Origin of the sequence: Frankia umida, assembly GCF_023242945.1 — a bacterium.
Classification (GTDB): domain Bacteria; phylum Actinomycetota; class Actinomycetes; order Frankiales; family Frankiaceae; genus Frankia; species Frankia umida.
The window spans coordinates 81,825-106,503 of the sequence record NZ_JALKFT010000010.1 but is presented as its reverse complement, the minus strand read 5'-3'; the positions used below and the strand labels follow the sequence as shown (position 1 = coordinate 106,503).

10 protein-coding genes are annotated in these 24,679 nt (G+C 70.7%); 7 read left to right on the top strand and 3 right to left on the bottom strand.

The window, feature by feature from the left end; all coding sequences use genetic code 11:
• Positions 1-24: 24 nt before the first annotated feature.
• Positions 25-2,265 (bottom strand): hypothetical protein, encoded by a 2,241-nt coding sequence (locus MXD59_RS12315; protein ID WP_248824793.1) that lies wholly within the window; start codon positions 2,263-2,265, stop codon positions 25-27.
• Positions 2,266-2,531: 266 nt separating this feature from the next.
• Between MXD59_RS12315 and MXD59_RS12310 the strand changes: the two genes are divergently transcribed.
• Entirely contained in the window at positions 2,532-2,858 is a 327-nt protein-coding gene (locus MXD59_RS12310) for a hypothetical protein (RefSeq protein ID WP_248824792.1), read from the top strand.
• A 201-nt stretch (positions 2,859-3,059) separates the two neighbouring features.
• Here MXD59_RS12310 and MXD59_RS12305 read toward each other — a convergent pair whose 3' ends face one another.
• On the bottom strand, positions 3,060-3,677 hold the full coding sequence (locus tag MXD59_RS12305; protein ID WP_248824791.1) for a DUF4276 family protein: 618 nt from the start codon (positions 3,675-3,677) through the stop codon (positions 3,060-3,062).
• A complete protein-coding gene (locus MXD59_RS12300) occupies positions 3,674-4,948 on the bottom strand; it encodes an AAA family ATPase (RefSeq protein WP_248824790.1) in 1,275 nt (424 codons plus the stop codon). The genes MXD59_RS12305 and MXD59_RS12300 overlap by 4 nt, the downstream gene beginning before the upstream one ends.
• Positions 4,949-5,142: 194 nt before the next feature.
• Here MXD59_RS12300 and pglW point away from each other — a divergent pair, with 194 nt between their 5' ends.
• The 6 genes from pglW to MXD59_RS12270 all read left to right on the top strand — a co-directional run bounded on the left by pglW (position 5,143) and on the right by MXD59_RS12270 (position 24,434).
• A complete protein-coding gene (gene pglW, locus MXD59_RS12295) occupies positions 5,143-9,981 on the top strand; it encodes a BREX system serine/threonine kinase PglW (protein ID WP_372512050.1) in 4,839 nt (1,612 codons plus the stop codon).
• Between the two features lie 49 nt (positions 9,982-10,030).
• Complete coding sequence (pglX, locus tag MXD59_RS12290; RefSeq protein WP_248824788.1) at positions 10,031-13,600, top strand: BREX-2 system adenine-specific DNA-methyltransferase PglX; 3,570 nt, start codon at positions 10,031-10,033, stop codon at positions 13,598-13,600.
• A gap of 70 nt (positions 13,601-13,670) precedes the next feature.
• Entirely contained in the window at positions 13,671-17,669 is a 3,999-nt protein-coding gene (locus MXD59_RS12285) for a DUF6079 family protein (RefSeq protein WP_248824787.1), read from the top strand.
• Positions 17,666-20,842 carry a BREX-2 system phosphatase PglZ gene (pglZ, locus tag MXD59_RS12280; RefSeq protein ID WP_248824786.1) on the top strand — a complete coding sequence of 1,059 codons (3,177 nt, stop codon included), beginning with the start codon at positions 17,666-17,668 and terminating at the stop codon, positions 20,840-20,842. Before MXD59_RS12285 ends, pglZ begins: the two co-directional genes overlap by 4 nt.
• Positions 20,839-22,191: a BREX system ATP-binding protein BrxD gene (gene brxD, locus MXD59_RS12275; protein WP_248824785.1), complete on the top strand. Its 1,353-nt coding sequence runs from the start codon at positions 20,839-20,841 to the stop codon at positions 22,189-22,191. The genes pglZ and brxD overlap by 4 nt, the downstream gene beginning before the upstream one ends.
• Positions 22,188-24,434 carry a DEAD/DEAH box helicase gene (locus MXD59_RS12270; RefSeq protein WP_248824784.1) on the top strand — a complete coding sequence of 749 codons (2,247 nt, stop codon included), beginning with the start codon at positions 22,188-22,190 and terminating at the stop codon, positions 24,432-24,434. Before brxD ends, MXD59_RS12270 begins: the two co-directional genes overlap by 4 nt.
• The last annotated feature ends 245 nt before the right edge of the window (positions 24,435-24,679 follow it).

Genomic DNA, 24,679 nt, shown 5'->3' with positions numbered 1-24,679 from the left:
CCCGCCCGGAGGCGTGCTGGATGGTCACGGTGTGGTGGTGGCGTCGGCGGGCCGGCCGTCGGCATCCAGGCCATAGGCCCGGATGGTGCGTACGGTGATCCGGTCGACCGTGGAATCGGCGGCCAGTAGCGCCAGATATCGCTCGGCGGCCCGGTGGGTACCGGCGTTCACCTCGGCCAGCAGCCCGAACCGGTCGCCCGCGTCGAAGAGCAGTTGGGTCAGCTCGTTGGCTTCGGCCTCGCGGCCGCTGTCGGCGACCGCCCGCAGCTGGTTCAGCTGATCCGCGGACGGTGGTTCGCGCGGCTTGTCGCGTACACGCACCAGGTGGCGTCTGGCGGCGGCATCGGAGGCGTTCGCGCGTGCCTCCAGCTCGGAGACCCGGCCGAGGCTCGCGAGCAGCCCGGCGAGCAGCTCGGCCGCCATCCATTCACCGCGCTGGGCGAGTTCCCGTAGTTCGACGACGGCGCCTCGCTCGGCCAGGAGCTCGGCGAGGTTCTCCGCCGCGCGGGCGTTGCCCCGTTCGGCGAGGCTGCGTAGCTCGTACGCCCGTCCTCCGTCGGCCAGGAGTTCGGCGAGCTGCGCCGCGCTGTGGGGATCGTCCTTCGCCGGGTCCCGGAGCTTGTCGACGTGTACCTGCAGTCGGATCAGGGCATCCCAGCGGTCCCGTCGCTGCTGGTCGGCGGGCTTCGCCGCCAGCGACACGTCGGCGACCTCGAGGGCCTCGTCGAGCCGGTCCTGGCGGCGCAGGAGCGCGATGAGTTCCGCGCTGGCCGCGGAGTCGTCATGTTCGTCGTGGAGCCGGCTCAGTGCGCGCTCGGCGTAGGTGTAGCGCATCCGGGCCAGCGCCGCGCCGGCCAGCCGGCGCAGATCCTCGGCGCCGCGCAGGTCCCTGGCCAGTGCCTGCCACAGGCTCTCCGGCGGGCAGATGGTCCGGCGGGCCCGACCGATGTATTCCGTCAGATAGTCCGCCGCGCGGTAGGACACGGCCGCTCGGTGGTCGTCGAACGTCTCCGCCGAGCCGTCGTCGCCGTCCGGGATGAGCGCGGTCACCTCACCGTGGCGCGGGCTCGCGGCGTGCGCCAACGCGCGTTCCAGCCAGGTCCGCGCGGGCGAGGCACGTTGCGAGCGGGTCAGATAGCCGGCCATCGCCGTGGCGAGGGTGTCGGTGGACAGCGAGACGCGTACACCAAGCCGGCGCGCGTCCGCCGCACTGGAGATGGCCGCCTGACAGTACGGCGTAGGCGGGACCTCCCACAGATGGACGAGGTCAGGTGCGGCCGCCAGGACCTGGGTGAATCCCGTGTCGACCATGCTGAGAGCGGTCGCCACGCGCTGATCGGTCGGCGCGAGCGCACGAGCACGCCGCAGTTCGCCCTCGCTGAGCTGGGCCGAGACCGGGATCAGCTCCGAGGCTTCGAGGATCTTCCGATCCTCGGCGTAGATGTCACCGGTATCGCCGTAGTCCAGTTGTCGGCGTGAATGATAATGGACGGGCCAGACCGTGCCGACGATTATCATCCCCGCTTTGCGGAGGGCTTTGAAGTCCGCCTGACGCAGCGGCGGATCGGCACCGAGGAACTGGTGGAAGTCATCCAGCCAGAGCACGGTGTCCTCGGTCGGCACCTGGACGAGATCGCGAATCTCCTGGGTGGTCGTCGGCTGCGCCAGCCACCACGAACCTGGCACGAGCGCCCGGACGGCCTCGAACAGCGATCGGGTCTTACCGCAGGAGGAACCGCCGAGCAGCAGGACGAAGACACCCTCCTGCAGACCCTTTTTGATCATCTCGCGGAGGGTCTGGTCAAAATCCCGTTCGACATAGCGGGGAAACTCGCCGCTGCCGCCGCCGATGGTTGGCCGGCCGAAGCCGTCGGAAAGCGGAATCGCGGGATGGACCCCAAGATCACGGCCGGTTGCCTCGGCGACGTGGCCGGCGAGGGCCGGCCCCTGGCCGACGCTCGTGCTCAGCCGCTGCCATGCCTGCCGTACCTTCTGTCGTTCCTCGGACGGCACCTCCAGGACCTCGAGCAGGGTCCTGAGCAGGTCGTTTCTGATCGTCCTGCGACCGTTCAGCGCGTCGCTCACGGTGCTGGTGGGCAGTTCGCAGTACGGCGAACCCGAGGCCGCGAGTTTCTTTGCTGCCCGCTGGATATCGCCGAGGCTCAGGCCGCTTCGTTTCTGGATGCCCTGGAGATGGGCGGCGAGATCACTCCACGAACGCACCGTCGAGAGATCACCGGAATCGGCTGCGCTCAGCGTTGTCACCCCTCCGGCCCCCCGCCTCGGACGTTCCGGGACAGCATACGAGCACGCGCCGCCGCGCGTCATCGTGCAGGTCAGGGATCTGGCATCGTTAGCCGCTTCCGGCTTCCGCCGGGTTCATCCGTAGCCATCGACTGGTCAATATTCATCCTGCTGCACTCGGTCCAGTTCAACGGAAACTGTGACTGGTTGCGGGGTGTGCAATGGAGAATCAGGCCGTACGAGGACGGTCAACGGGAAAGGTTGCTTCGGCGGTCAGTGTCCGTCAGGTGACGACGACGCTGGGTCGGCACGGCCTGAGCGTGCGTGGCTACGACATCGAACATGTGCGTGTTCTGCCCGGGCCGCGGGGCCAGCCCGCGTTCGGAGCGAGCCCGCACGACGGAGGCGGCCGGCCGCTTCTCGGGTCACGGCGGCGACCACTCATCCAACTGTCGGACCTCGCCCTCACGGACAGGCGGACGGCGATCATCACGATCTTCCACGAGATCGCGCATCACCGCTCCTTCCTGGCGGCCGGCCATGGTGGGAGCGAGTACGAGGCGGAACGGTTCGGCGAACGGATGTACCACCGGTTCGCCCGGCGGCTGGCATAGCGCTCCGGGCCTCTTGCACTTTCACGCCACGCTGACCTGTTCCGACCTACCCGCAGGCCATCCGGTGTGGGCGTGCGGCGCGGGCCAGATCGAGCACGGCGACCAAGGCTGTGGGGCCGAGAACGAGGACGAATCCGCCGCCGGTGTCGGTGCCACCTCGCGACCGCGCAGATGTCGCCGTGTCGGGAAATGCCGACCGTGCTAATTGTGCTGGTTGCTTGTCGCGGCGACGAGCAGACGTTCGACATCGCGGCAGAACTTGTCGAAGGACGGCGCGTTCTGGCGGACCGCGGCGAGGTCGATCGCGTCGGCGAGGGCGGACTGGTCGACGGCGGGCCGGTAGCGCTGGCCGTCGACGCGTTGGTGGGTGAGCCACCCTTTGCAGTCGCGCGGGTTTTCCGGGTCGGGGTGGGCTTTGAGGTCGGCGGCCAGCCCGCGGATCCCGGCGAGTGAGGGTGCGGCGGCGAGAAACCAGGACTCGAACTCGCGGTTGGCGAGCACGACGGCGATGCGCCGGTCGGGCCGGATGGCCCGGGCGCGGGCGAGCAGGGCCGGAGCCAGCGCGGCAGGACAGTCGTCGTCGGCATCGAACACGACGAGGATCGCCGGCGCGGTGGGAGTGAGGACGGCTACCTGCTCGATGATGCGCTCGAGGCCGCCGGGTTGGACAAGGGCGCCGCGGTGATGGCGATGGGGTTTGGGAAAGTGCGCAGTCCGGTATCCGAGCTGGTAGGCCAGCCGGCGTAGCAGCACAGGCAGCGCGGTGACCTCGCCTTCGCCCTCAACGACGGTCGCGATGACCGGTCCTGGCGGACTCACGGTGCTGTGCCGGCAACGGGTGGGTCGGCAACGGGTGGGTCGGGCCAGGGGGTGAGCTGGTTGGAGCGTTGAAGTTCGCCGAGGGTGGCGAGGTGGCGATGGACGACCTCGCGGATCGGCTGACCGAGTTCGTGGACAACGCTGGCGCCGTCGCGGGTTTCGACGATGCGGGCCGCGTCGAGTGGGAAGTCCTTGCGGTCGAGCAGGTCGGCGCTCTGCGTGGCCACGATGACCTGGACATGTTCGGATGCCTCGGTGAGCGCGTCGAACAGGGCGCCGATGGCGCTGGCGTGCAGCCCCAGTTCGGGATCCTCGACGGCGACGAGCGGGACCGCACCGGTCCAGGTGCCGGGCTGGAACAGCGCGGTGAGCAGCCCGGCAGCGGCCAGAGTTCCGTCGGACATCGCGATTGCCGGGAACACCGCCACGCCCTGCTCGGCGGTCGGGTCGGCCATGCGTAGCCGGACGGTCTGGTACTGGTCGATGGTGAACGTGTCGATCCCGAGCGCGCCGGGCAGGATCGCGCCGAGATAGTCATCGACGCGCTGTTTCGCGGCCGGATTACGGGCGGCGAGCTGGTCGAGGATCTCGGCGAGTCGTCCGCCGGCCGGGTCGAGGGTCAGCTGCGCGGCACGCGGGTGTGCGGGCCGCATCGCGGCCGGGCTCAGGGCGTGGAACGCCATCCCGCGCAGCGCGGCCTGAACGGGGGCGAACGGCAGCCAGCGGGCGGCGGCGGGCAGCACCAGCGTGCCGGTGTCCGCGACCGGCCCCATCAACTGGTCAGGACCGCGAAGAACCCGGCCGTGGTGGGCCAGGTAACTCGCTGACAGTCCGGGTTCGGCGCTGGTGACCGTGCACTCTTCATGCTCGATCACTGTGCCGGCCTCGGCCTCGTCGTCGAACCGAAGCCCGAAGGCGTAGTGGGCCGTCAGCAGCTGGTCGCCGGTGCTGGTCGAGCCTGGTGGCGAATGCACCTCGACGTCCACCTCGAGGTGCATCCTGCCCGGACCCGCAGCTGAGTACCCGCGGTGAAGGACCACGGCGGGGCCCTGGCGGTCGGTGACAGCCTGGCCCGGCGAACTGGTCAGCGCGTCGCCCACGAACCGCACCGCGTCCAGAACGTTGCTCTTGCCCGCGCCGTTCAGCCCGAGCAGCACCGTCAGCGGCCCGAACGTCACCTCCGCGTCGCGGATCGACCGGAAGCCCCGTACCCGCATCCGGCGCAGGAACGGCACCGGCTGAGCGCGCCCGTCCACCCCGCGACCTCCCACCGCACCAGCCTACGGCCCAGGATGTCGGCTTCCCGTGCTGCGTTCAGTGGCCGACCGGATGCTCGTGCGGAGGTGATTGCGACCAAGCGTGGCCACTGGTTCGCTCTGGTAGCACAGTGGTCTAGTCTCCCTCATTGCGACAAATGGGGGTGCGGCGTCTGGGGGTGGGCGTCGCGACGACGGCGGGGGTCGGTGTGCGCGAGGGAGAGGGCCGGTGGGAGACGGTCACGCCGTCACAGTTCTCCCATGAGCGGGAGGCGCTGGAGCAGGTCAGGACGCTGCTGCCGGACGCCGAGCCCTACCGGGCCTGGTCGAACTTCACGTTCACGGCGACGACCGGGCACATCCGTGAGGTGGACCTGCTGGTCATCGCCCGCGGCGGGGTCTACCTCATCGAGATCAAAAGTCTGGCCGGACGGCTGACTGCCTCGGGATCGAACTGGACCCAGCATCGCGCCTCCGGCCAGCCGCGGATCTTCGACAATCCGTTGCACCTGGCGAACCAGAAGTCCAAGGAGCTGCGGTCCCTGCTGGAGAACGCCAACCGCGCGCAGGGCAAGGGGCGGGTCCGGGTTCCGTTCATCCAGCCAGCGGTCTTTCTGTCGAACCCCACCCTGCGGGTCGAGCTTCCCGACCACCAGCTGCACTGGATCTTCGGCCCCGAAGCGGCCAGCACGGCCGCTGGCAGAAGCGCGCTGCCGTCGATCTGGTCCGGCCTGCTGGACGCGCCCCTGCGCGACGAGCGACAGCGGATCCTCCCCGACCTGTCGAAGGCGCTCGCCAAGCTGCTACCGACGGTCGGGATCGCGCGAAGCCGCCGCCACCAGCAGGTCGGCTCCTGGCAGCTGGAGTTCCCGGCGTTCGACTCGGGCCAGACCTGGCAGGACCACCACGCCACCCATGCCCAGGTCGCCTCCGAGCGCCGCCGCGTGCGGATCTACCTCGTCGAACGGGCCGCGGGCGAGGCCGAGCGGGCGAGCCGTGAGGCGACCGCCCGCCGCGAGTTCCTGGTGCTGCACGGGATCGACCATCCGGGCATCGTCCAGGTGGACGGACTGGAAAGCCACGAGGCCGGCCCGGCTTTGATCTTCCGGCATCGGCCGGACGAACTGCGTCTCGACCAGTACCTCGATCGCTACGGCGACCGCCTGGACGCCGAAACCCGACTCAAAATGATCCGCCAGCTGGCGGAGGCCGTCGCCTACGCGCACGGTCGTCACCTCTACCACCGGGCGCTGGCGGCCCGCAGCGTTCTGGTCGTGCCCTCGGGCCGCCACAGCAGCCGACAGACCGGCGACGAGCAGGGTTGGCTCGCGCCCCGGCTGGTCATCAGCGACTGGCAGGCAGCGGCCCGCGACGTCGGCTCCGGTTCGGGTACGGGCGTCCTGACCAGCGCGATGAGCAGGACGTCGATGGCGCTGGCGATCGAGCCGGCCGCCCGGTTCCTGCCGCATCTGGAGCTGGCCGCAGGCGGCTACCTGGCACCCGAGATCGGCGCGCCCTTCCCGGACCCGGTCGGGATCGATGTCTTCGGCCTGGGCGCGCTGGCCTATCTCATCCTCACCGGCCAGCCGCCCGCGGACAGCCCCAACGCGCTGAAGGCGCGCCTGGAGCAGTCCGGCGCCCTGCATCCCGCCGAGGTCGTCGACTCGCTTTCCGAAACGGCGAACCATCTGGTCGCGGGTGCGACCCAGCCGCTGCCCGAAGAGCGGCACGAGAGCGCCAGAGATTTCCTGGACTGGCTCGGCCTGGTGGAGGAGGAGCTCGCCCGCCCCGACCCGGCCGCAGCGGTCGGCAATGCCACGGCGGCCGGCGACTCCGCGGCGGGCGACTCGGCGGCCGACGACGCCGGAGCCTCCGGGGAGGGGATGGGGGCGGCGTCGCCGACGAACCCGCCGGGCCAGGACGAGCCGGAGCCCGACCCGCTGGAAGCCCAGCGCGGCGATCTGCTCGGCGGCGAGTGGCGCGTCCGCGAGCGCCTCGGCACCGGTTCGACCAGCCGGGCGTTCCTCGCGCACAACGAGCGGACCAACCGCGACGAGGTCCTCAAGGTCGCCCTCTCCGACGAGCGTGCCGCGCGGCTGGCGCACGAGGCCTCGGTGCTGCGCCGTCTCGGCGACTCCCGGGTGATCCGCCTGGCCCGACCGGACACGCTGCTGATCGGCGGGCGCGCCGTCCTCGTCCTCGACCATGCGGGCGAGCAGAGCGTCGCCCGCAAGCTGCGCGAGGGCCGCCTGTCGGTCGACGAGCTGGAGACCTACAGCGACTACCTGTTCGGCGCGGTCGACTACCTGGACGGCGAGGGCGTCGCCCACCGCGACCTGAAACCCGACAATATTGTGATCAGGAGGCGGCCGAACCGCACCTACCAGCTCGTCCTCATCGACTTCTCGCTGGCCAACCACTCGGTACGCGACCTCGCCGCCGGAACCCCCCGTTACCTGGACCCGTTCCTCGGCACCGGCATCCGCACCACCTACGACGACCACGCGGAGCGCTACGCGCTGGCCGTCACCCTGCACGAGATGGCTTCCGGCGAGCTGCCACTGTGGGGGGACGGATCGGCCGAGGCCCGGTTCACCCAGGGCCCGCCGACCGTGGCGACGGAGGCGTTCGACCCCGCGATCCGCACCGGCCTCACGTCCTTCTTCCTGCGCGCGTTCGACCGGGACGCCGCCCGACGCTTCGCCGCGCTGAAGGACATGCGGGACGCCTGGCACGCCGTCTTCCGCGCCGCCGACTCGACCCCGCCGACGAACACCGCTCATCCTTCGCCGCGTGGCGGAGCACATCCGACGGGCCGCGAATCCCTCGTCGCCACTCCCGGGCCGGCGGTCGCCGGGGACGTCGCCGACGAGGAGTCCGCGCGACGGGCCCGTGACGCGGCCGCCGCGGTGGCGACGCGCGAAACCCCGCTGGAGGCCGCGGGTCTGTCACCGCGAGCGGTTTCGGCGGCGCACCGGCTGAACGCGACGATTGTCGGCGACCTGCTCGCGTTGGGCTCGAAGGAGATCATCAGCCTGCCGGGCACGGGTGCGAAGACCCGTCAGGAGCTGCAGTCCCGCATCCGCCAGTGGCGTCGTGCCCTCGCCGCCGCCGCGGCGGCCGCGGCCGGCAGCGGCATGACGACCGGTGCTGATCCGGATGCGACGGCGAACCAACCAGGCCCGGCCGGCCAGCAACCGCCCTCGGTGAACACCCCGGACGCCGCGGCCGACTACGCCCGGATGCCCGTCGAGGAGATGGCCGGCCGGTTGCTGCCCCGCGCCCTGCCCGGCGGTCGTAACGCGACCGAACGGGAGGCGACCCGCCTGCTGCTCGGCCTCCCCGACGGCGAGGGACGGCTCCCGGACGTGCCCCTGTGGGCGCCGCAGCAGCAGATAGCCGAGCGGGTCGGGGTCACGCCGGGCCGGATCGCGCAGGTGCTCATCGCGCGCCGCAAGGCCTGGCATGCCGACCATGCGGTCCGCTCGGTCCGCGACGAGCTGGTCGAGATCCTGGCCGATGCCGGCCGGGTGATGGGCTTCGAGGACCTGGTGACCGCCATCCTGGCCGGCCATGGCAGCGGACGGCCACCAGCCGAGCGCCGAGCGCTGGGAGCGGCCACGGTCCGCGCCGCCCTGGAAACCGTCGACCGGGACAGCGAGCCCACCCTCGCGCGCCGGAGGTTCTACGACCGGACGCTCGTGGCCCTGGAAGCAGCCGAGGACGACAACCCGCTCACACCCACCGCGCCCGCGCTGTTCGCCTACGCGATCGCCCTCGGCAAAGCCGCGGACCGGCTGGCGAAGACCGAGGAGATCCCCGCCCCGGCGACCGTGCTGCGGGAGCTGGCAGCCGTCCGCGCCGCCGCCGCTCCGGTCGCGGGCAACGCCGACGAGGCTGGTTCGGCGGGTGATAGCGCCGGGGTGGTTGACGGTCTGGCCGGGCTGCCGGCGCTGGACGAGCAGCGGCTCGTCCGGCTCGCCGCCGCCGCGTCCCGCAACGCCGCCGCCAACGCCCGGCTGGAGATCTACCCGCGCGACCTGGGTCTCGTCCGGGCGCTGCGACTGGCCCAGGCCGGGGTGCTACCGCCCCGGCCGACGCCGATCCCGGCGCAGTCGGGCGGTCCGGGTGAGCGCCTCGACCGGCCGCAACTCGAGGTGCCGGCCATCCATGAACGTGTCACCACCCGCTTCCCCGGGCTGACGACCAGCCTGCCGACCCATCCCGCGCTCGACGGCCCGCTGGCGGACGCCGGGTTCGTCCTCGAATGGGACGCGGCCCGGGACTGCTACGTGCCGCCCTACCGCCTGCTGACCTCGACCGGGCTCGGCTCGCGGGCGACACCGTCCGTGCGCCAACCCACCAACCTGGGCAGCCGCCCCGCCCGACGGGCGTACGACAGCCCCGAGCAGGCGGCCGCGTCGCTCACCGAGCAGCGGCTCGCCGCCGCCGCCGAGGCCGGCGGGTTCCGGGCGCTCACCGTCCGGCGCAGCCGCTACCTGGCCGCCCGCACGGAACTGGCCCTGCCGCACCGGTTCGCCGCCGCGCCGGTCGACGTCGCCGCCGTCTTCCTCGACGCGCTGCACGCCCAGGTCGACCCCCGGCCCAGACCGACCTGGGCCACGATCCTGCGCGCCGACACCGCCGAACCGGGCAGCCGCGCCGCCGGCAACCTCGCCGAATACGTCCGAACCGCCTGGGAGAGGGCCGCACCCCTGCTCACCGGGCTGATCGACGCTTCCGGCGGGACCGGGCCGCACGGGGGACCGGCGCCACTGCTGCTGCACGACGCCGGCATCTTCGGCCGCTACGCCGGCCGGGGCATGGATGTGCTGTTCGCGCTCGCCGAGCGGGCCCGCGCCGGCGGACGACCCGTCTGGGTGCTCTGCCCGACGACAGAGCCGACCCGCCCGCCGCGCCTCGACGGCGCTCTGGTCCAGGTGGCGACCGAGAGCGAGTGGGTCGCACTGCCGGACGCCTGGACGACCAACTGGCACCGGTCCGGGTCCGGCGACGCCGAGCCCGGGCGGGCTGGGAAGGCGTCCTGACCACTGGAAAGCCGCTGATATCTGTTTTGCGTGGGTGGGGGAGAGGCTTGTGATCGACCGGGTGGCATTGCTGAAGGACGCCCAGCGGCAAGTGAAAGAGCTGGAAAAGGACCTGCGGGCGCAGGTCGACGAGATGGCCGAGGTCAGAACACGGCTGCGCGCCGAGTACGACCGGGCGATTGACGTCGGCCGAACGGCGGCGACCTGGTCGGCCTGGCTCGGGGAGCGGGTCACCCAGGCGGCGGTCGCCTGGGTTCTGGGCACGGTGTTCGTCCGCTTCTGCGAGGACAACGGCCTGATCGTCGACCCGTTCCTTGCCGGCCCCACCACGGCCCGCCTCACCCTGGCCGAGGAACGCACCGAGGACTTCTACACCCGGCACCCGGAGAAGACGGCCCGCGACTGGCTGCTGGCCTCCTTCGACGAGATCGCCAAGGTGCCGGTCGGCGCTGCCCTGTTCGACCGACGGCATAACGCCCTGTTCCAGATCCCACCCACCCACGACGCCGCCAAGAACCTCCTCGCCTTCTGGCGACGACGCACCGAGGCCGGCACCCTGATCCACGACTTCACCGACGCCACCTGGGACACCCGCTTCCTCGGCGACCTGTACCAGGACCTCTCCGAGGACGTCCGCAAGAAGTACGCCCTGCTCCAGACCCCGGAGTTCGTCGAGGAGTTCATCCTCGACCTGACCCTGACTCCCGCCATCGATGAGTTCGGCTACGACGTCGTCAAACTTATCGACCCCACCTGCGGCTCAGGCCACTTCCTCATCGGAGCCTTTCGACGGCTGCTCGCCGAATGGGAGAAGCACGCTCCCGATCGCGATGTCTTCGAACGAGTCCGGCTGGCCCTGGACGCGGTCCACGGCGTGGACATCAACCCGTACGCAGCCGCGATTGCCAAGTTCCGCCTGACCATCGAGGCGCTTCGGGCCATCGGGCTGACAACGTTGGATGCGGCGGCCGGCTATGCTTTTCCGCTGCACGTGGCCACAGGCGACTCGCTGATCAAGAATCGCCAGCCTGACATATTTGGCGACGCCCTCGACGAGTTTGCCGAATTCGCCTACGCTACCGAGGATCTTGTCAATCACCCCGGAATTCTCAGCGAAGGTCGGTATCATGCGGTCGTAGGAAACCCTCCGTATATCCAGGTGGCGGACAAGAAAATTTCCGAAGCATATCGCGATCGTTATGAAAATTGCTATCGTGAATATGCTTTTACGATCCCATTTTTTGAACGATTTTTCGGGCTTGCGCTCCCGGAGAACGGAAAAGGTGGAGGTTTCGTAGGGCAGATTACGGCAAATTCGTTCATGAAGCGCGAGTTTGGTGTCAAGCTGGTGCGCAACTTTCTCCCAAAGATCACCCTATCCAGGGTAATTGACATGTCGGTAGCGTACGTTCCGAACCATGGAACACCGACGGTCATGATTATCGGCCGTCGACAGCAGTCGCGCCGGGGGGCGGCCGTTCGCTCTGTGCTTGGAATTCGTGGCGAGCCGAATATTCCGACTGAGCCTTCTAAGGGGCTCGTCTGGTCTGCCATAAAGAAACAACACGATCTTCCGGGAAGTGTGAGTCCATGGGTTTCATGTGCAGACGTTCCGGGTGAACGGTACTTCCATCATCCGTGGAGCCTGTCTGGTGGCGGGGCTGCTGACCTAGTCGAGCTGCTTAATGATGGGCGGTCGCCGCTTTCCAGTATTATCGCTGCAGCTGGGAGAATGGTGACGACGGGAGAGGATTCTGCATACGTCGCTCGACGTACGGCGTCAGCTCTCAGGACTGCCGAATTCCTCGGGCCCTCTATTGAAGGTTCGTTCGTGCGAGATTGGGGTCTGAGTGAGCCGGTATGGTTGCTCGTACCCTACTCGGAAAATTGGGAATTGCGTGACGAGTACGGCCTCGGAAAAATGCTTCAAATCCTCTGGCCGATGAGAACGCTCCTTTCAGTTCGTAGGCGGTTTGGTACTCCGATTCGCGACCTCGGAAGACCTTGGTATGAATGGCGAGAGTTGTATCGCTCGAAAATGAATTCCACTCTCACTATTGCATATCCATTGGTGGCATCGCATAATCACTTTTTTCTTGAGCGTGCTGGTGTTCCAGTAAAAGATTCTGCGCCAGTTATTAAGTTGCCGGTGGAGGCGTCGGAGGAGGAGCATCTGCGGCTGTTGGGGGTGTTGAACAGCTCGACGGCATGCTTCTGGCTCAAGCAGGTCAGCCACGACAAGGGCAACCGGGGCGGAGAGCGGTCGACCGCACGGTTCGAGTGGGAGCACTTCTACGAGTTCACCGGCACCAAACTTCAGGAGTTCCCGCTGCCGGCGGAGTATCCGTTGGAGCTGGCCCGGGAGCTGGATGGGCTGGTGCAGCGGCTGGAGGCGGTGAGCCCAACGGCGGCGGCAGACCGGGTGCCGACGCGAGCCTGGCTTGCCGCGGCGCAGGCTGAGTGGACGTCCATCCGCGCACGGATGGTTGCCTTGCAGGAGGAGCTTGACTGGCAGGTCTACCGGCAGTACGGGCTGCTTGCCGACGAGCTGACGTTGCCGATCGCAGACGTTCCTGAGATCAGGCTGGGGGAGCGGGCATTCGAGGTCGTGCTGGCGGGGAAGATCGCGGCCGGCGAGGAGACGTCCGAGTGGTTCGTCCGGCATGGTTCCACCCCGATCACCGAGCTACCTGCGCACTGGTCTGACGAGTATCGGGCGTTGGTGGAGAAGCGGATCTCCGTCATTGAGTCCGATCGGAACATCGGGCTGATCGAGCAGCCCGAGTACAAGCGTCGCTGGGCGACCGAGGGGTGGGACAAGCTCCAGGAGTCGGCGCTGCGGGACTGGCTGTTTGACCGGCTGGAAGCCCGCGAGCTGTGGTTCGCCGACGTTGACGGCATGGTCCAGCCCCGGCTGTGGACGACCGGCCGGCTGGCCGATGAGCTGGCGGCCGACGCGGACTTCGTCGCCGTCGCCGAGATCTACCGTCCGGGCGAGAGCCTGAACAGGGTCGTCAGGGATCTGGTCGAGAACGAGCACGTCCCGTTCCTGGCAGCCCTGCGTTACAAGGACTCCGGCCTGGTCAAGCGGGCCGACTGGGAGTCGGTCTGGGATCAGCAGCGGGCCGAGGATACCGCCGCGACTCCGGAGGCCGCGAAGGCGATCCGCGACAGTATTCCGGTGCCGCCGAAGTACGCCCAGGCCGATTTCCGTAAGCCCAGCTACTGGCGGGCGCGCGGCAAGCTGGACGTGCCCAAGGAGAGGTTCATCTCCTACCAGCCGGCCGGGCCGGACAACGACCCGACGCTGCTGATCGGCTGGGCCGGCTGGGATCACCGCGAGCAGGCCCAGGCGTTGGCAACCCTCATCGTTGAACGACAAGACAACGATGGCTGGAACGCCGAACGTCTCACCCCGCTGCTCGCCGGTCTGCATGAGGTGATGCCCTGGGTGCGTCAGTGGCACAACGAGGTCGACCCGCTCTACGACGGATCGCCCGCCGAGGTCTACGACGCGTTTCTCGCTGACGTGATGGGCCGGCACAACGTGACCGCCGACGTCCTCACCGGCTGGCGCCCGGCGCCGGCTGCCCGTGGCCGGAAGGCGGCGCAAAAGTGACGGACCCCGTCCGTACCATCCGTACTCGGATGCATGACCAGACCGCTCGCCTGACCCGCCGAGGTGTCGTATGACCAGCCCGTCGTCCCAGCCGCTGCTGCGCGAGGTCATCGATATTCCGGAGCGGACGTCTGACAGCGACTTCGTCCTCAAGCTCACCGAGGGCGTTACCGACGCGGCCGCGACGATGCGCGACTACGTGCTGACCGACCGGCTGGTCGGGAACTTCGACGAGGGGCTCGGCCTGATCGCGCAGGCGGTGAGCACCGGGGCGTCGAAGGGCGTCTACCTGCACGGCTCCTTCGGGTCCGGCAAGTCGCATTTCATGGCGGTGCTGTACGCGCTTCTGCGCGGCGAGCCGGCCGCCCACAGCTTCGACGACCGGCTGACCGATGTGCTCGGCAAGCACGACGCGGGCCTGGCCGGCAAGAAGTTCCTGCTGGTCCCGTTCCACCTGCTCGGCGCGAAGTCGATCGAGCAGCGCGTCCTCGGTGGCTACGCCGACCACCTGCGCACCCTGCACCCGAACGCGCAGGTCCCCGCGGTGCACCGCGCGGAAGCGCTGCTGGACGAGGCCCGCAACGTCCGGGCCAAGGTCGGTGACACCACCTTCCTCGCCGAACTGAACCGCGCCGGCTCCGGCTCCGGCGCCGGCGGGCAGAGCATCGGCGGGCCGGGTAGCGGTGAGGAGCAGGACGAGTGGGGTAACGACGCCACCTGGACGGCGGCCGAGCTGGACGCGGCGCTCGCCCCGGCTGCCCATGGCCCGGCCGCCCGCCGCCGGCTGGTCTCCGACCTGCTTTCCACCTGGTTCGCGAACACCTACCGTGACCTGCGCGAGGACGCCGAGGGCTTCATCTCCCTGGACGCCGGTCTCGCCGAGATCGCCCGGCACGCGAAGGACCTCGGCTACGACGCGGTCATCCTGTTCCTCGACGAGCTGATCCTGTGGCTCGCGAACAACATGGGTGACCCGTCGTTCGTCTCCCGCGAGGTCCAGAAGGTCACCAACTTCGTCGAAGGCGGGCTGGGCGCCCGGGCCGTTCCGATCGTCAGCTTCATCGCCCGCCAGCGTGACCTGCGCGAACTGGTCGGCGAGCAGGTCGCCGGCGACGTGCGGCTGAGCTTCCTCGACGTGCTCACCCTCGCCGACGGCCGCTTCGACAAGATCATCCTTGAGGACCGCAACCTCCCCCTGATCGCCAACCGGCGGCTGCTGAAGCCGTCGAACGCCGACGCCGCACGGGCGATCGAGAAGGCGTTCGAGACGACGGCGAAGGTCCGCGCGGAGGTGTGGGAGACGATGCTCGGCGGCAGCTCCCAGATCGGCGCCGACCGGGACGCCTTCCGGCTGTCCTACCCGTTCAGCCCGGCGTTCATGGACACCCTCGTCCACGTCTCCTCCGCGCTACAGCGCAACCGGACCGCGCTGAAGCTGATGCGTCAACTGCTCGTCGACCACCGGGACGACCTGCGCCTCGGCCAGGTCGTCCCGCTCGGTGACCTGTGGGACGTCATCACCAGGGGTGCCGACACGCCGTTCACCGACGTGCTCAAGGCCGAGTTCGACGCCGCCCAGAAGCTCTACGGTCGCCGGCTGCGCCCGTACCTGCTCGATGCCGAGGGTCTCGACGAGGAGGCGTTGGCGCAGGTCCGCCGGGCCCAGGCCACCGGTGCCGCGGTCGACCAGGTGCTCGCCACCAAGGTCCGCCGGTTCACCGCCGACGACCGGCTGGTCAAGACGCTGCTGCTCGCCGCCCTCGCCCCGAGCGTCCCGGCGCTGCACAACCTCACCCCGCGGCGGCTGTCGGCGCTCAACCACGGCAGCATCACCAGCCCGATCCCGGGCGGCGAGGCCGGTCAGGTCGGTAAGAAGGTCGAACGGTGGGCCGGCCAGTTCGGCGAGATCAAATATCTGCCTGTCGAAGGCGGCGACCCGGGGGTCGGGCTGGAGCTCGTCGGCGTCGAGGTCGACAGCATCCTCAACTCCGCCGTCGGCTACGACAGCGCCGGCAACCGGCGGGCCCTGGTACGGCGGATCCTCGTCGAGGAGCTGGGGGTCACCGTCACCGGCGAGGCGTTCGGTGACCGGCTCGACCTCGTCTGGCGGGGCAGCAAGCGTTCCGCCGAGGTCATCTTCGCCTCGGTGCGCGGCGCGGAGCTACGCGACGACCAGCTCGCCCCCCTCGACCCGGAGTCCTGGCGGATCGTCGTCGACTACCCGTTCGACGACGCCGCCGAACCGCCGGTCAACGCCCGGGCGCGGATCGAACGGCTACGCGGCGCCGGCGTCCAGCACCGGACCGTCAGCTGGATACCGGCCGACTTCACCGCGTCCCGCCTCGTCGACCTGGGCATGCTCGTCCGCCTCGACCATCTGCTCGCCGGCGGCGGCCACCGGTTCGACAGCCACGCCCAGCACCTGAGCGCCGACGACCGCCAGCGGGCCCGCAGCGTCCTGAAAAGCCGCTACGACGCGCTGCTCACCAAGACGAAGACGACGCTGCGCTCGGCCTACGGGCTCACGTCCAAGGACGAACACGACGTCACCGCCGACTTCAACGACCATCTGCGGTCGTTGTGGCCCGGTCTGAACCCGACGCTGCCGCTCGGGGCGTCCTTTCGGGACGCGGTCCGCCGCCTGGTCGGCGACCTGCTCGCCGACCAGTTCCCCGGCCACCCGGATCTCGACCCCGACCAGACCCGTGTGCCGGTGAAACTCGCCGACCTCAGGCTGGTGCTCGGCTACGTCACGAAGGCGGCCGAGGCCGACGGCGGATCCATCGAGGTCGCGAAGAGTGACCGTGGGCCGATGCGCCGGATCGCCCCGGCGCTCGGACTCGGTGTGATGCACGAGGTGCGCTTCGCGCTCGGCCGCGAATGGGTCGACCACTTCACCCGACGCGCCGCCCAGACCGCGCTCAACGCCGGCCCGGGCTCGTCCAGCTCCGGCTCGTCCAGCTCCAGCTCGACCGGTTCGGGCATCAGTGAGCTGCGGGTCGCCGATCTGCTGCGCTGGATCGACGAACCCAAGGCGCGCGGCCTGGACGACCACGTCGCCCACCTGGTCGTCGCCGCGTACGCCGAGCAGACCGACCGGGCCTGGTACCGGTACGGCGGCCTGCTGGCGCCACCACCCGAGCTGACCGCGATCAGCAAGGACATGACGCTGCGCGAGCAGCCGTTGCCCGACCCGGCCGAATGGGCGCAAGCCGGCGAACGCGCCCAGGCGCTGTTCGGGGTGCGACCGCCGGCCCTGCTGCGGGGCCGGCTGCTGCGTGCCTTCACCGAGGAGCTGGTCGAGCAGGCCCGGCTTCGCTGGGCGGCCAGCCAGGAGCTGGTCGTTGCCCTGGAGGCGCACGCGGTCGATCTCGGGATTGATCCGCAGACCGGCATCGGCATCGGCGCGGGCGCCGAGTCGGCGGGCGAGGGCACGACCGGCGGCCGGCTGCGCACCGCGCGGGCCGCCCGCGACCTGCTCTCGGCGCTGGACGACCCCAAGGCCGGCCCGCAGCTTGTGGCGCGTCTCGCCCGGGCCGACCTCGCCGGTTCCGCGAAGCGACTCCTGGTCAGCATGAGCCATGCCGCCGAGGTCACCGCGGCGATCACGGCAGCGCCCTGGGACGAGACGTTCGGTGTCATCGCCGGCCTGCCCGAGCCGTACCAGGCCGAGGCTCGGGAGATCCTCGATCGGATCCGGGCCGTCGGCGCCGCCGACGAGAACGTGATCAGCCCGCTGGCCACGGTGCTCAGCGCAGCCCGCGCCCAGGGAACCGCGCTGATTCGACGCGCCACCCAGACAGCCGTCAAACCCGTCATCACGCCACCGCCGGTCGTCACGCCACCGCTCGTCATCACACCGCCGCCCGTCGTCACGCCACCGGTCGTCGTCACGCCACCGATCGTCGATCCGTCGAAGATCGAGCTAGGAAAAGTCGAGCCACCGCCCGGGGCCGCACGGCGCTGGCGCATCCGTGCCAGCGCCCTGGACCAGGCTCTGGCCGAACTGCGTGCCCACGTCGGCGACCGGCCCGGCGAGATCGAGATCAGCTGGCAGCCGGCACCGTGACCGGCCCGGCAACCACGGCGAGCCTCGCCGGCACCGGCGTTCCCCGGGTGACCCCGGATGTCGTCAAAGTCCGGGTCGGCCGGCTGCAACGCGCCGCGCACACCAACCCCGGCGGCCAGTCGCGCATCCTGCTGGTCCGCGCCCAGCCGGACTGGCCGGCGCCTGTGGAGCTCGCCGCCGGCGGACGGCCGGTGCGGGTGGTGCCCTGCGTGTCGCCGCTCGCGGTGCTGGAGGAGATCACCCGCTGGGCCCGCGACCCGGTCAGGGACGGCTGGCTGGTACTGCTCACCGACGCCGACGAGGAGGTTCTCGGCGACACCGTGCTCGCGCAGGTCCACCGCCAGCGGGTCGACGTCATCGAACCGTGGGCGGCCGTGCTGGAGGATTTCGGCGCAGCCCAGGCCGACCCGCGGCTGCGTGCCCCCGAGGATCGCTGGATCATCCAGGCGTTGCTGGAAGCCCGCCCGCCCGCCGGTTGGCCGCGTCGGCCCGGCGGCCTGCTCAGCCGTGAGGACGCGCTCGCCGAACTCGCCGCCGTCCGGCTCGGCCTGACCGAGCTGGGTCTCGGCGCCGCCGACCTCGACATCGCCACCCTGCTGCGCTGGACGACCATCCCCGGCGCCACCGAGGCGGTACGCCGGCTCGGTGGCGACGAGCGCACCGGCCTGACCTCCTACCTGGGCGACCGGACCGGCCGTGCCGGGCGGACCCTGTTCACCCTGGTCGCCGCCGGCAACGGCGACCGGGCGCTCGCCCTCGGTCTGGTGTGCGACTGCCTGTGGCCCCACCCTGACCCGGACGGCTCCGCCCGACAGGCCGCCGTGGATGCCGCGGCCGTCGAACGGGCCAAGGTCCGGGTGGAACGCTACTTCGGGGACGCCCGGCTCGACGAGACGGCGATGCGCGCCTTCGCCGACGCCACCCGCGAGGTCGTGACGACCACACTCGCCTCGACGCGCCCCGGTACAAGCCGCCTCGGCCTCGGCGCGACGTCGTCCACCCTGCACCCGGACGACGAGCTCCCAGCCCTGCTCGACACCGCCGAACGTCTGCTCGAGGAGCTCGACGGCCGAGCGGCCGGCGCCGCAAGCGACATCCTGCGGACCGGGTTCCACCATCGGCTGTCACTCGTGGCCACCACGATCCGCGACTTCCTGACGTCCGCCGAGTCGGGCGTCAACCGCGCGCTGCTCGCGACCGCCACGCACGACGTCGTGGCCGCCGTCGGCTCGCTGCGCGCGCACCACCTGGCGAGCATCCACCGGACCGAGGTCGAGCGGGCGGTGATGGTGGTGCGCATCGTGGGCTGGCTCGCCACCCAGCCCACCGGCTCACTGCGCAGCAGCACCTCCGGCACCACCGGCGAGATCGGCACGTCCGGCACGAAGCGTAGAAACGGGGACCGACCGGACGGGCCGACGACGTTGCCCGCCGCCCTGCACGCGCACCTGGACGACTCGGCGTGGGTCGACGTCGCACTCGGCCCCCTGGCGAGCGGAGAACTGGCGCCCGCCGTCGGCACGGTGTACGGCGATCTGTTCCGTGTCGCGGCCCGGCGGCGGCGTGCCCTCGACGCGTCCTTCGCGCTGCTGCTCGCCGACTGGACGGCCGGCCCGGCCGGGCCCGGCGGGCCCCTGCTCGTCGAGGAGATCCTTGACCGGGTTGTCGCACCGGTCGTGACCGCCAGCGGTGCCAGCGGCGGCAGGCGCGCGGTGCTGGTCGTGCTCGACGGGCTGAGCGTCGCCGTCGCCACCCAGCTCGCCGCCGAGCTGCGCCGCGACCGCTGGCAGGAATGCGACCCGCTCGGCTCTCCTCCGGGCGAGGTCACAGGGGAACCGGCCAGCTCCGCCCGCCGGCGGGCCGCTCTCGCCGTGCTGCCGACCATCACCGAGACCTCGCGTACGTCGTTGCTGGCCGGCAAGCTGGCCCGCGGCGACAAGGCGACCGAGAAGGCCGCGTTCGAGCACCATCCACGCTGGGGCAGGCGCCGCGCCCCGCTGTTCCACCATGCCGATCTGGACGGCGCCCCCGGCTCCCCGCTGGACCACGACCTCATCCAGGCGTTGACCTCGGACACTCCGCTGGTCGCCGTCGTCATCAACACGGTCGATGACACCCTCCACAAGGGCCGCCAACGTGATGACGTCGGCTGGAGCCTGGCCGACTTCGGCAGACTGCGCGCGGTGCTCGCCTACGCCCGCAACGCCGACCGGGTCGTGATCGTGACCAGCGACCACGGCCACATCGTCGATCATGGCGCGGCGGGACTCGCGGCGCCTGACGCCGCATCGGCACGGCATCGTGTCCCGGCTGGCAACGCCGGTAACGCCGGCAATAACGCGACTGGTGACGGCGAGGTGGTGCTCACCGGGCCACGGGTGCTCGTACCCGGCGGTCGCATCGTCGCCCTCTGGGACCCGGCGCTGCACTATCTGGGCCGCAAGGGCGGCTATCACGGCGGGGCATCGCCGGCTGAGGCGACCGTTCCCGTGCTGGCCTTCCTGCCGTTCCGGCTGTCCGCGACCTCGACGCACCAGCGCCTGCCTCCCGGTTGGCGTCCGCTGCCCGATCAGCGTCCCCGCTGGTGGTCCCCGCAGACATCCGCTCTGCTCCCCGGCCTCGACGGTGACACCGTCCGCATCGGCCCACGCACCGCCGACCGCGAGGTCGCGGGCGGGGCTGCGGAGACGGTCCTTGCTCCGCGCAAGCGTCGCCGGCCCACGACGGAACAGGCCGGCCCGGCCCTGTTCGAGCTGCCCCAGCCGGCTACCAGCGAAGCCGGTCCAGGCGCCGGCGCCGCCCCAGCCGCCGACAGCACGACGTCGACAGCCCCATCCCCGACGGGTGGTCGGGAGAACCCGGTCGACCGCCTCGTCGCCGGGCTGTTGGGCTCCGAGCTGTTCCAGTCCCAGCTGGGGGGCCTGGCTCGGCCACTGGACGTGGGCAAGGTGGAGGCCGCGGTGCGGGCACTGCTGGACGCCAACGGCACGCTGGCGACGGCCGTCGTGGCCGAACGGGCCGGCGAGCTGTCCCGGCGGGCCGGCGGCTTCGCGGTCAACCTGCGCCGCCTGTTCAACATCGACAACTATCCGGTGTTGGACGAGCTCGACGACGGCCACACGCTGCGGCTCAACGTCGACCTGCTGCGCCAGCAGTTCGGGCTGCCGCAGTGAGCGCCGAAGGCATGGGAAGCGCCGGCGGCGTCAGCGCGGCACGACGCCGGGAGGTGCTGGACGCGCTGCGCCGCGGCGCGGTGCCCGCGGTCGGGTTGGACCTGCTCGCGGTCGGGCTGGACCGGTTCGAGCGGGCCGCCACCGAGGACATCGCCGCCGTCGCCGCCGGCGGTTCGGTGTTCAAGGCGGTCCGCGGCGAGTACGGCTCCGGAAAGACGTTCTTCACCCGCTGGCTCGCCGAACGCGCCAAGAAGGCGGGCCTGGCCGTCGCCGAAGTGCAGATCTCGGAGAACGAAACCCCGCTGCACAGACTGGAAACCGTCTACCGCCGGCTCACCGAGCGCCTCACCACCGCGACGTTCCCGCCCAGCGCCCTGCGCCAGGTCGTCGACGGCTGGTTCTACGCGCTGGAAGAGGACGTCCTCGCCACCGATGCCGCGGCGGGTGTGAACGCCGAGGTGCTGGACCGGGCCGTGGCCGAACTCGTCGACCGCCGCCTCGCCGACGTCGCCCGGACCGCACCCGCGTTCGCCGCCGCGCTGCGCGGCTATCGGGCCGCACTCGCCGGCGGGGACGAGGCGACCGCGGCGGCCGTGCTCGCCTGGCTCGGTGGGCAGCCGCACGTCGCGGCGAGTGCCCGACGGGCCGCCGGAGTGCGCGGCGACCTGGACCATTTCGGTGCGCTCGGTTTCCTGCAGGGCCTGCTGGCGGTGCTGCGTGACAGCGGCTTCCGCGGTCTGCTGGTCGTCCTCGACGAGGTCGAAACCCTGCAACGGGTGCGGTCCGACGCGCGGGACAAGGCGCTGAACGCGCTGCGCCAGCTCATCGACGAGGTCCACAGCGGCCGGTTCCCGGGGCTGTTCCTCGTCATCACCGGGACGCCGGCCTTCTACGACGGCCCGCAGGGCGCGGCCCGGCTGGCCCCGCTCGCGCAGCGACTGGCGACCGACTTCACCGCCGACCCGAAGTTCGACAACCCGCGGGCCGTGCAGCTGCGCCTGCCCGGTTTCACCGAGGCATCGCTGGTGGAACTCGGCGGACGGGTCCGCGACCTGTACACGGCCGGAACCTCCGGCGCAGGAGTGGGACGGATCGAGCGCCTCGCCGACGACGCCTATCTGCGGGAGCTGGCCGGCGCGGTCGCCGGGCGCCTCGGCGGGAAGGTCGGCGTCGCCCCCCGGCTGTTTCTGAAGAAACTGGTCGGCGACGTCCTCGACCGCGTCGACCAGTTCGACGACTTCGACCCGCGCCGCGACTACCCGCTCACCCTCACCTCGGCCGAGATGAGCGACCTGGAACGTAACGCCGCCGCCACCAGGGCCGATGACATCGACCTGGACCTGGGATGACCGAACCGGTACCGCCGGTTCCCGTAACACCGCCGACGCCGCCGCTGCCCTTCCACGGCACGGACGCGGACGCCGTCGACCTGCTGCACCCGGTGGTGCTGCACCACATCGTGAACACCCTGCAGTGGCCGGGGTTGCGGCCGTTGCAGGAGGTAGCCGTCAAGCCGCTGCTCGCCGGAGCGGACGCCCTGCTGCTCGCCCCGACCGCGGGCGGGAAAACCGAGGCGGCGCTGTTTCCCGTCCTGTCGCGGATGGCCGGCGAGGACTGGCAGGGCACGTCCGTGCTGTACCTGTGTCCGCTCAAGGCGCTGCTCAACAACCTCGCGCCGCGGTTGGAGACCTACACCGGCTGGCTCGGCCGACGCGCCGCCGTCTGGCACGGGGACGTCACCGAAAGCCGTCGCAACCGGATCCGCCGCGAACATCCCGATGTCCTGCTGACCACGCCCGAGTCACTGGAAGCGATGCTGGTCAGCGTCCGCACCGACCACCGCGGCTTCTTCGCCGGTGTTCGCACGATCATCGTGGACGAGGTGCACGCGTTCGCCGGAGACGATCGCGGCTGGCACCTGCTCGCAGTCCTCGAACGGCTGCGGCGTGTTGTCGACACCGGAGAACAGCTGCAGGTCATCGGCCTGTCGGCGACGGTGGGCAACCCGCCGGAACTGCTGCGCTGGCTGCAGGGTTCCCGCGCCGGCCACCGCCCGGCCCAGGTCATCGCCCCCGACCTGGCACCCGCCGGGCCTGAATCGTCGTCCACCCCGAATCTGGCCGACGCGGCACCGGCAGCCGGCGCGTCTGGCTCCCCACCAGTCGGCGAGATCGAGCTGGACTACGTCGGCTCGGTCGCGAACGCGGCGAAGATGCTCGCGGCACTACACCGAGGCGAGAAGCGACTCGTCTTCTGCGATTCGAAGAAGATCGTGGAAGAGCTCTCCCAGGCGTTACGGTCGCTCGGCGTGACGACGTTCCTGTCGCACGCCTCGCTGTCGGTCGACGAACGGCGCCGCTCGGAAGAGGCGTTCGCGCAGGCCCGGGACTGCGTGATCGTCTCGACCAGCACCCTCGAACTCGGCATCGACGTGGGCGACCTCGACCGCGTCATCCAGATCAACGCCCCGGCGACGGTCGCCTCGTTCCTGCAACGCCTCGGCCGCACCGGCCGCCGTCCGGGAACCGCCCGCAACTGCCTGTTCCTCACCCTGTCCGAGAGCGCCCTCGTCCACGCCGCCGGACTGCTGCTGCTCTGGGGACGCGGCTGGGTCGAGCCCGTCGTCCCCCCGCCGGAACCGCGCCACATCGTCGCCCAACAGATGCTCGCCTACTGTCTGCAGGAGAACCGGGTCGGCGACCGGACCTGGGTCGAGCAGTGGAACGGCCTAGCCCCGTTCGACCGTTCCGCCGAGCCCATCGTGCGCCACCTCGTCCGGATGGGCTACCTGGATTCCGACGGCGGCATGCTGTTCATCGGCCCCGAGGCCGAGCGTGCGTTCGGCCGCCGCCATTTCGCCGAGCTGACCGCGGTCTTCACCGCCGCGCCCGAGTTCACCGTCCTGTCCGGCCGCGATGAGATCGGGCGGACCGACCCCGTGCTGCTCACCGACGAGGTGGAGGGCCCGCGCCTGCTCCTGCTCGGCGGTCGCAGCTGGCGGGTCACACACATCGACTGGAAACGTCGCCGGTGCTTCGTCGAACCCGCCGACCGCGGCGGCCGGGCCCGCTGGCTGAGCTCCACCGACACGGGCCTGTCCTTCGAGCTGACCAGAGCGATGCGGGACGTCCTGCTCGGCGCCGACCCGGCGGTGCCGCTCACCCGCCGCGCCCAGGAGCGGCTCGCGACCGTCCGCGCCGACCATCTCGACGTCGTCCACCCTGGCGGCACGATGATCGTCCGTACCGCGGACCTGACCGACGTCCGCTGGTGGACCTGGGCCGGTGAACGCGCCAACCGCACCCTGACCGCGAGCCTCGGTGACCTCGCCGACGCGCTGCAGGTCCCGACCGCGGCCTACCTTCGCCTGCGTACCGACCTGACCCCGCAGCTGTGGAAGACCGCGACGGCGGACCTCGAGTCCCGCCTCTGCCTGCCGCATGTCACCGAGGAGGCCCTGGCAGGGCTGAAGTTCAGCACCGCCCTCCCACCCCGCCTGGCCGAAGCCACCCTCGCCACCCGCCTCGCCGACCTCACCGGCGCCTCCGCGGTCCTTCGACAACCTGTCCGCTTCACCCTCCTGCCGAACTGACTCGGCCCCGCTGGGTGGGGTGTGGGTATCGGGCGACCCGGTGCAGTCCGACGGGCGATCGGGTGGATGAGCGGCACCATGTTGACAAGTCCGATCGGAATAGGCGATTGTGGTCGGCATGTCGACGAGCGCGCGTGGCGAGGGCCTGACCCTGCGCCGTTGTGTCGACCTGAAGCGCATCTGCAGCGCGCTCTGTTCGGGCTGACCTTCCAAGGTCGCCCGCTCGTTTTCCTCGGCCCCCGGTT

Excerpts from the sequence above, each read along its gene's own strand:
- MXD59_RS12285 (WP_248824787.1), top strand. The coding sequence starts at position 13,671 with ATGACCAGCCCGTCGTCCCAGCCGCTGCTGCGCGAGGTCATCGATATT.
- MXD59_RS12270 (WP_248824784.1), top strand. The coding sequence starts at position 22,188 with ATGACCGAACCGGTACCGCCGGTTCCCGTAACACCGCCGACGCCGCCG.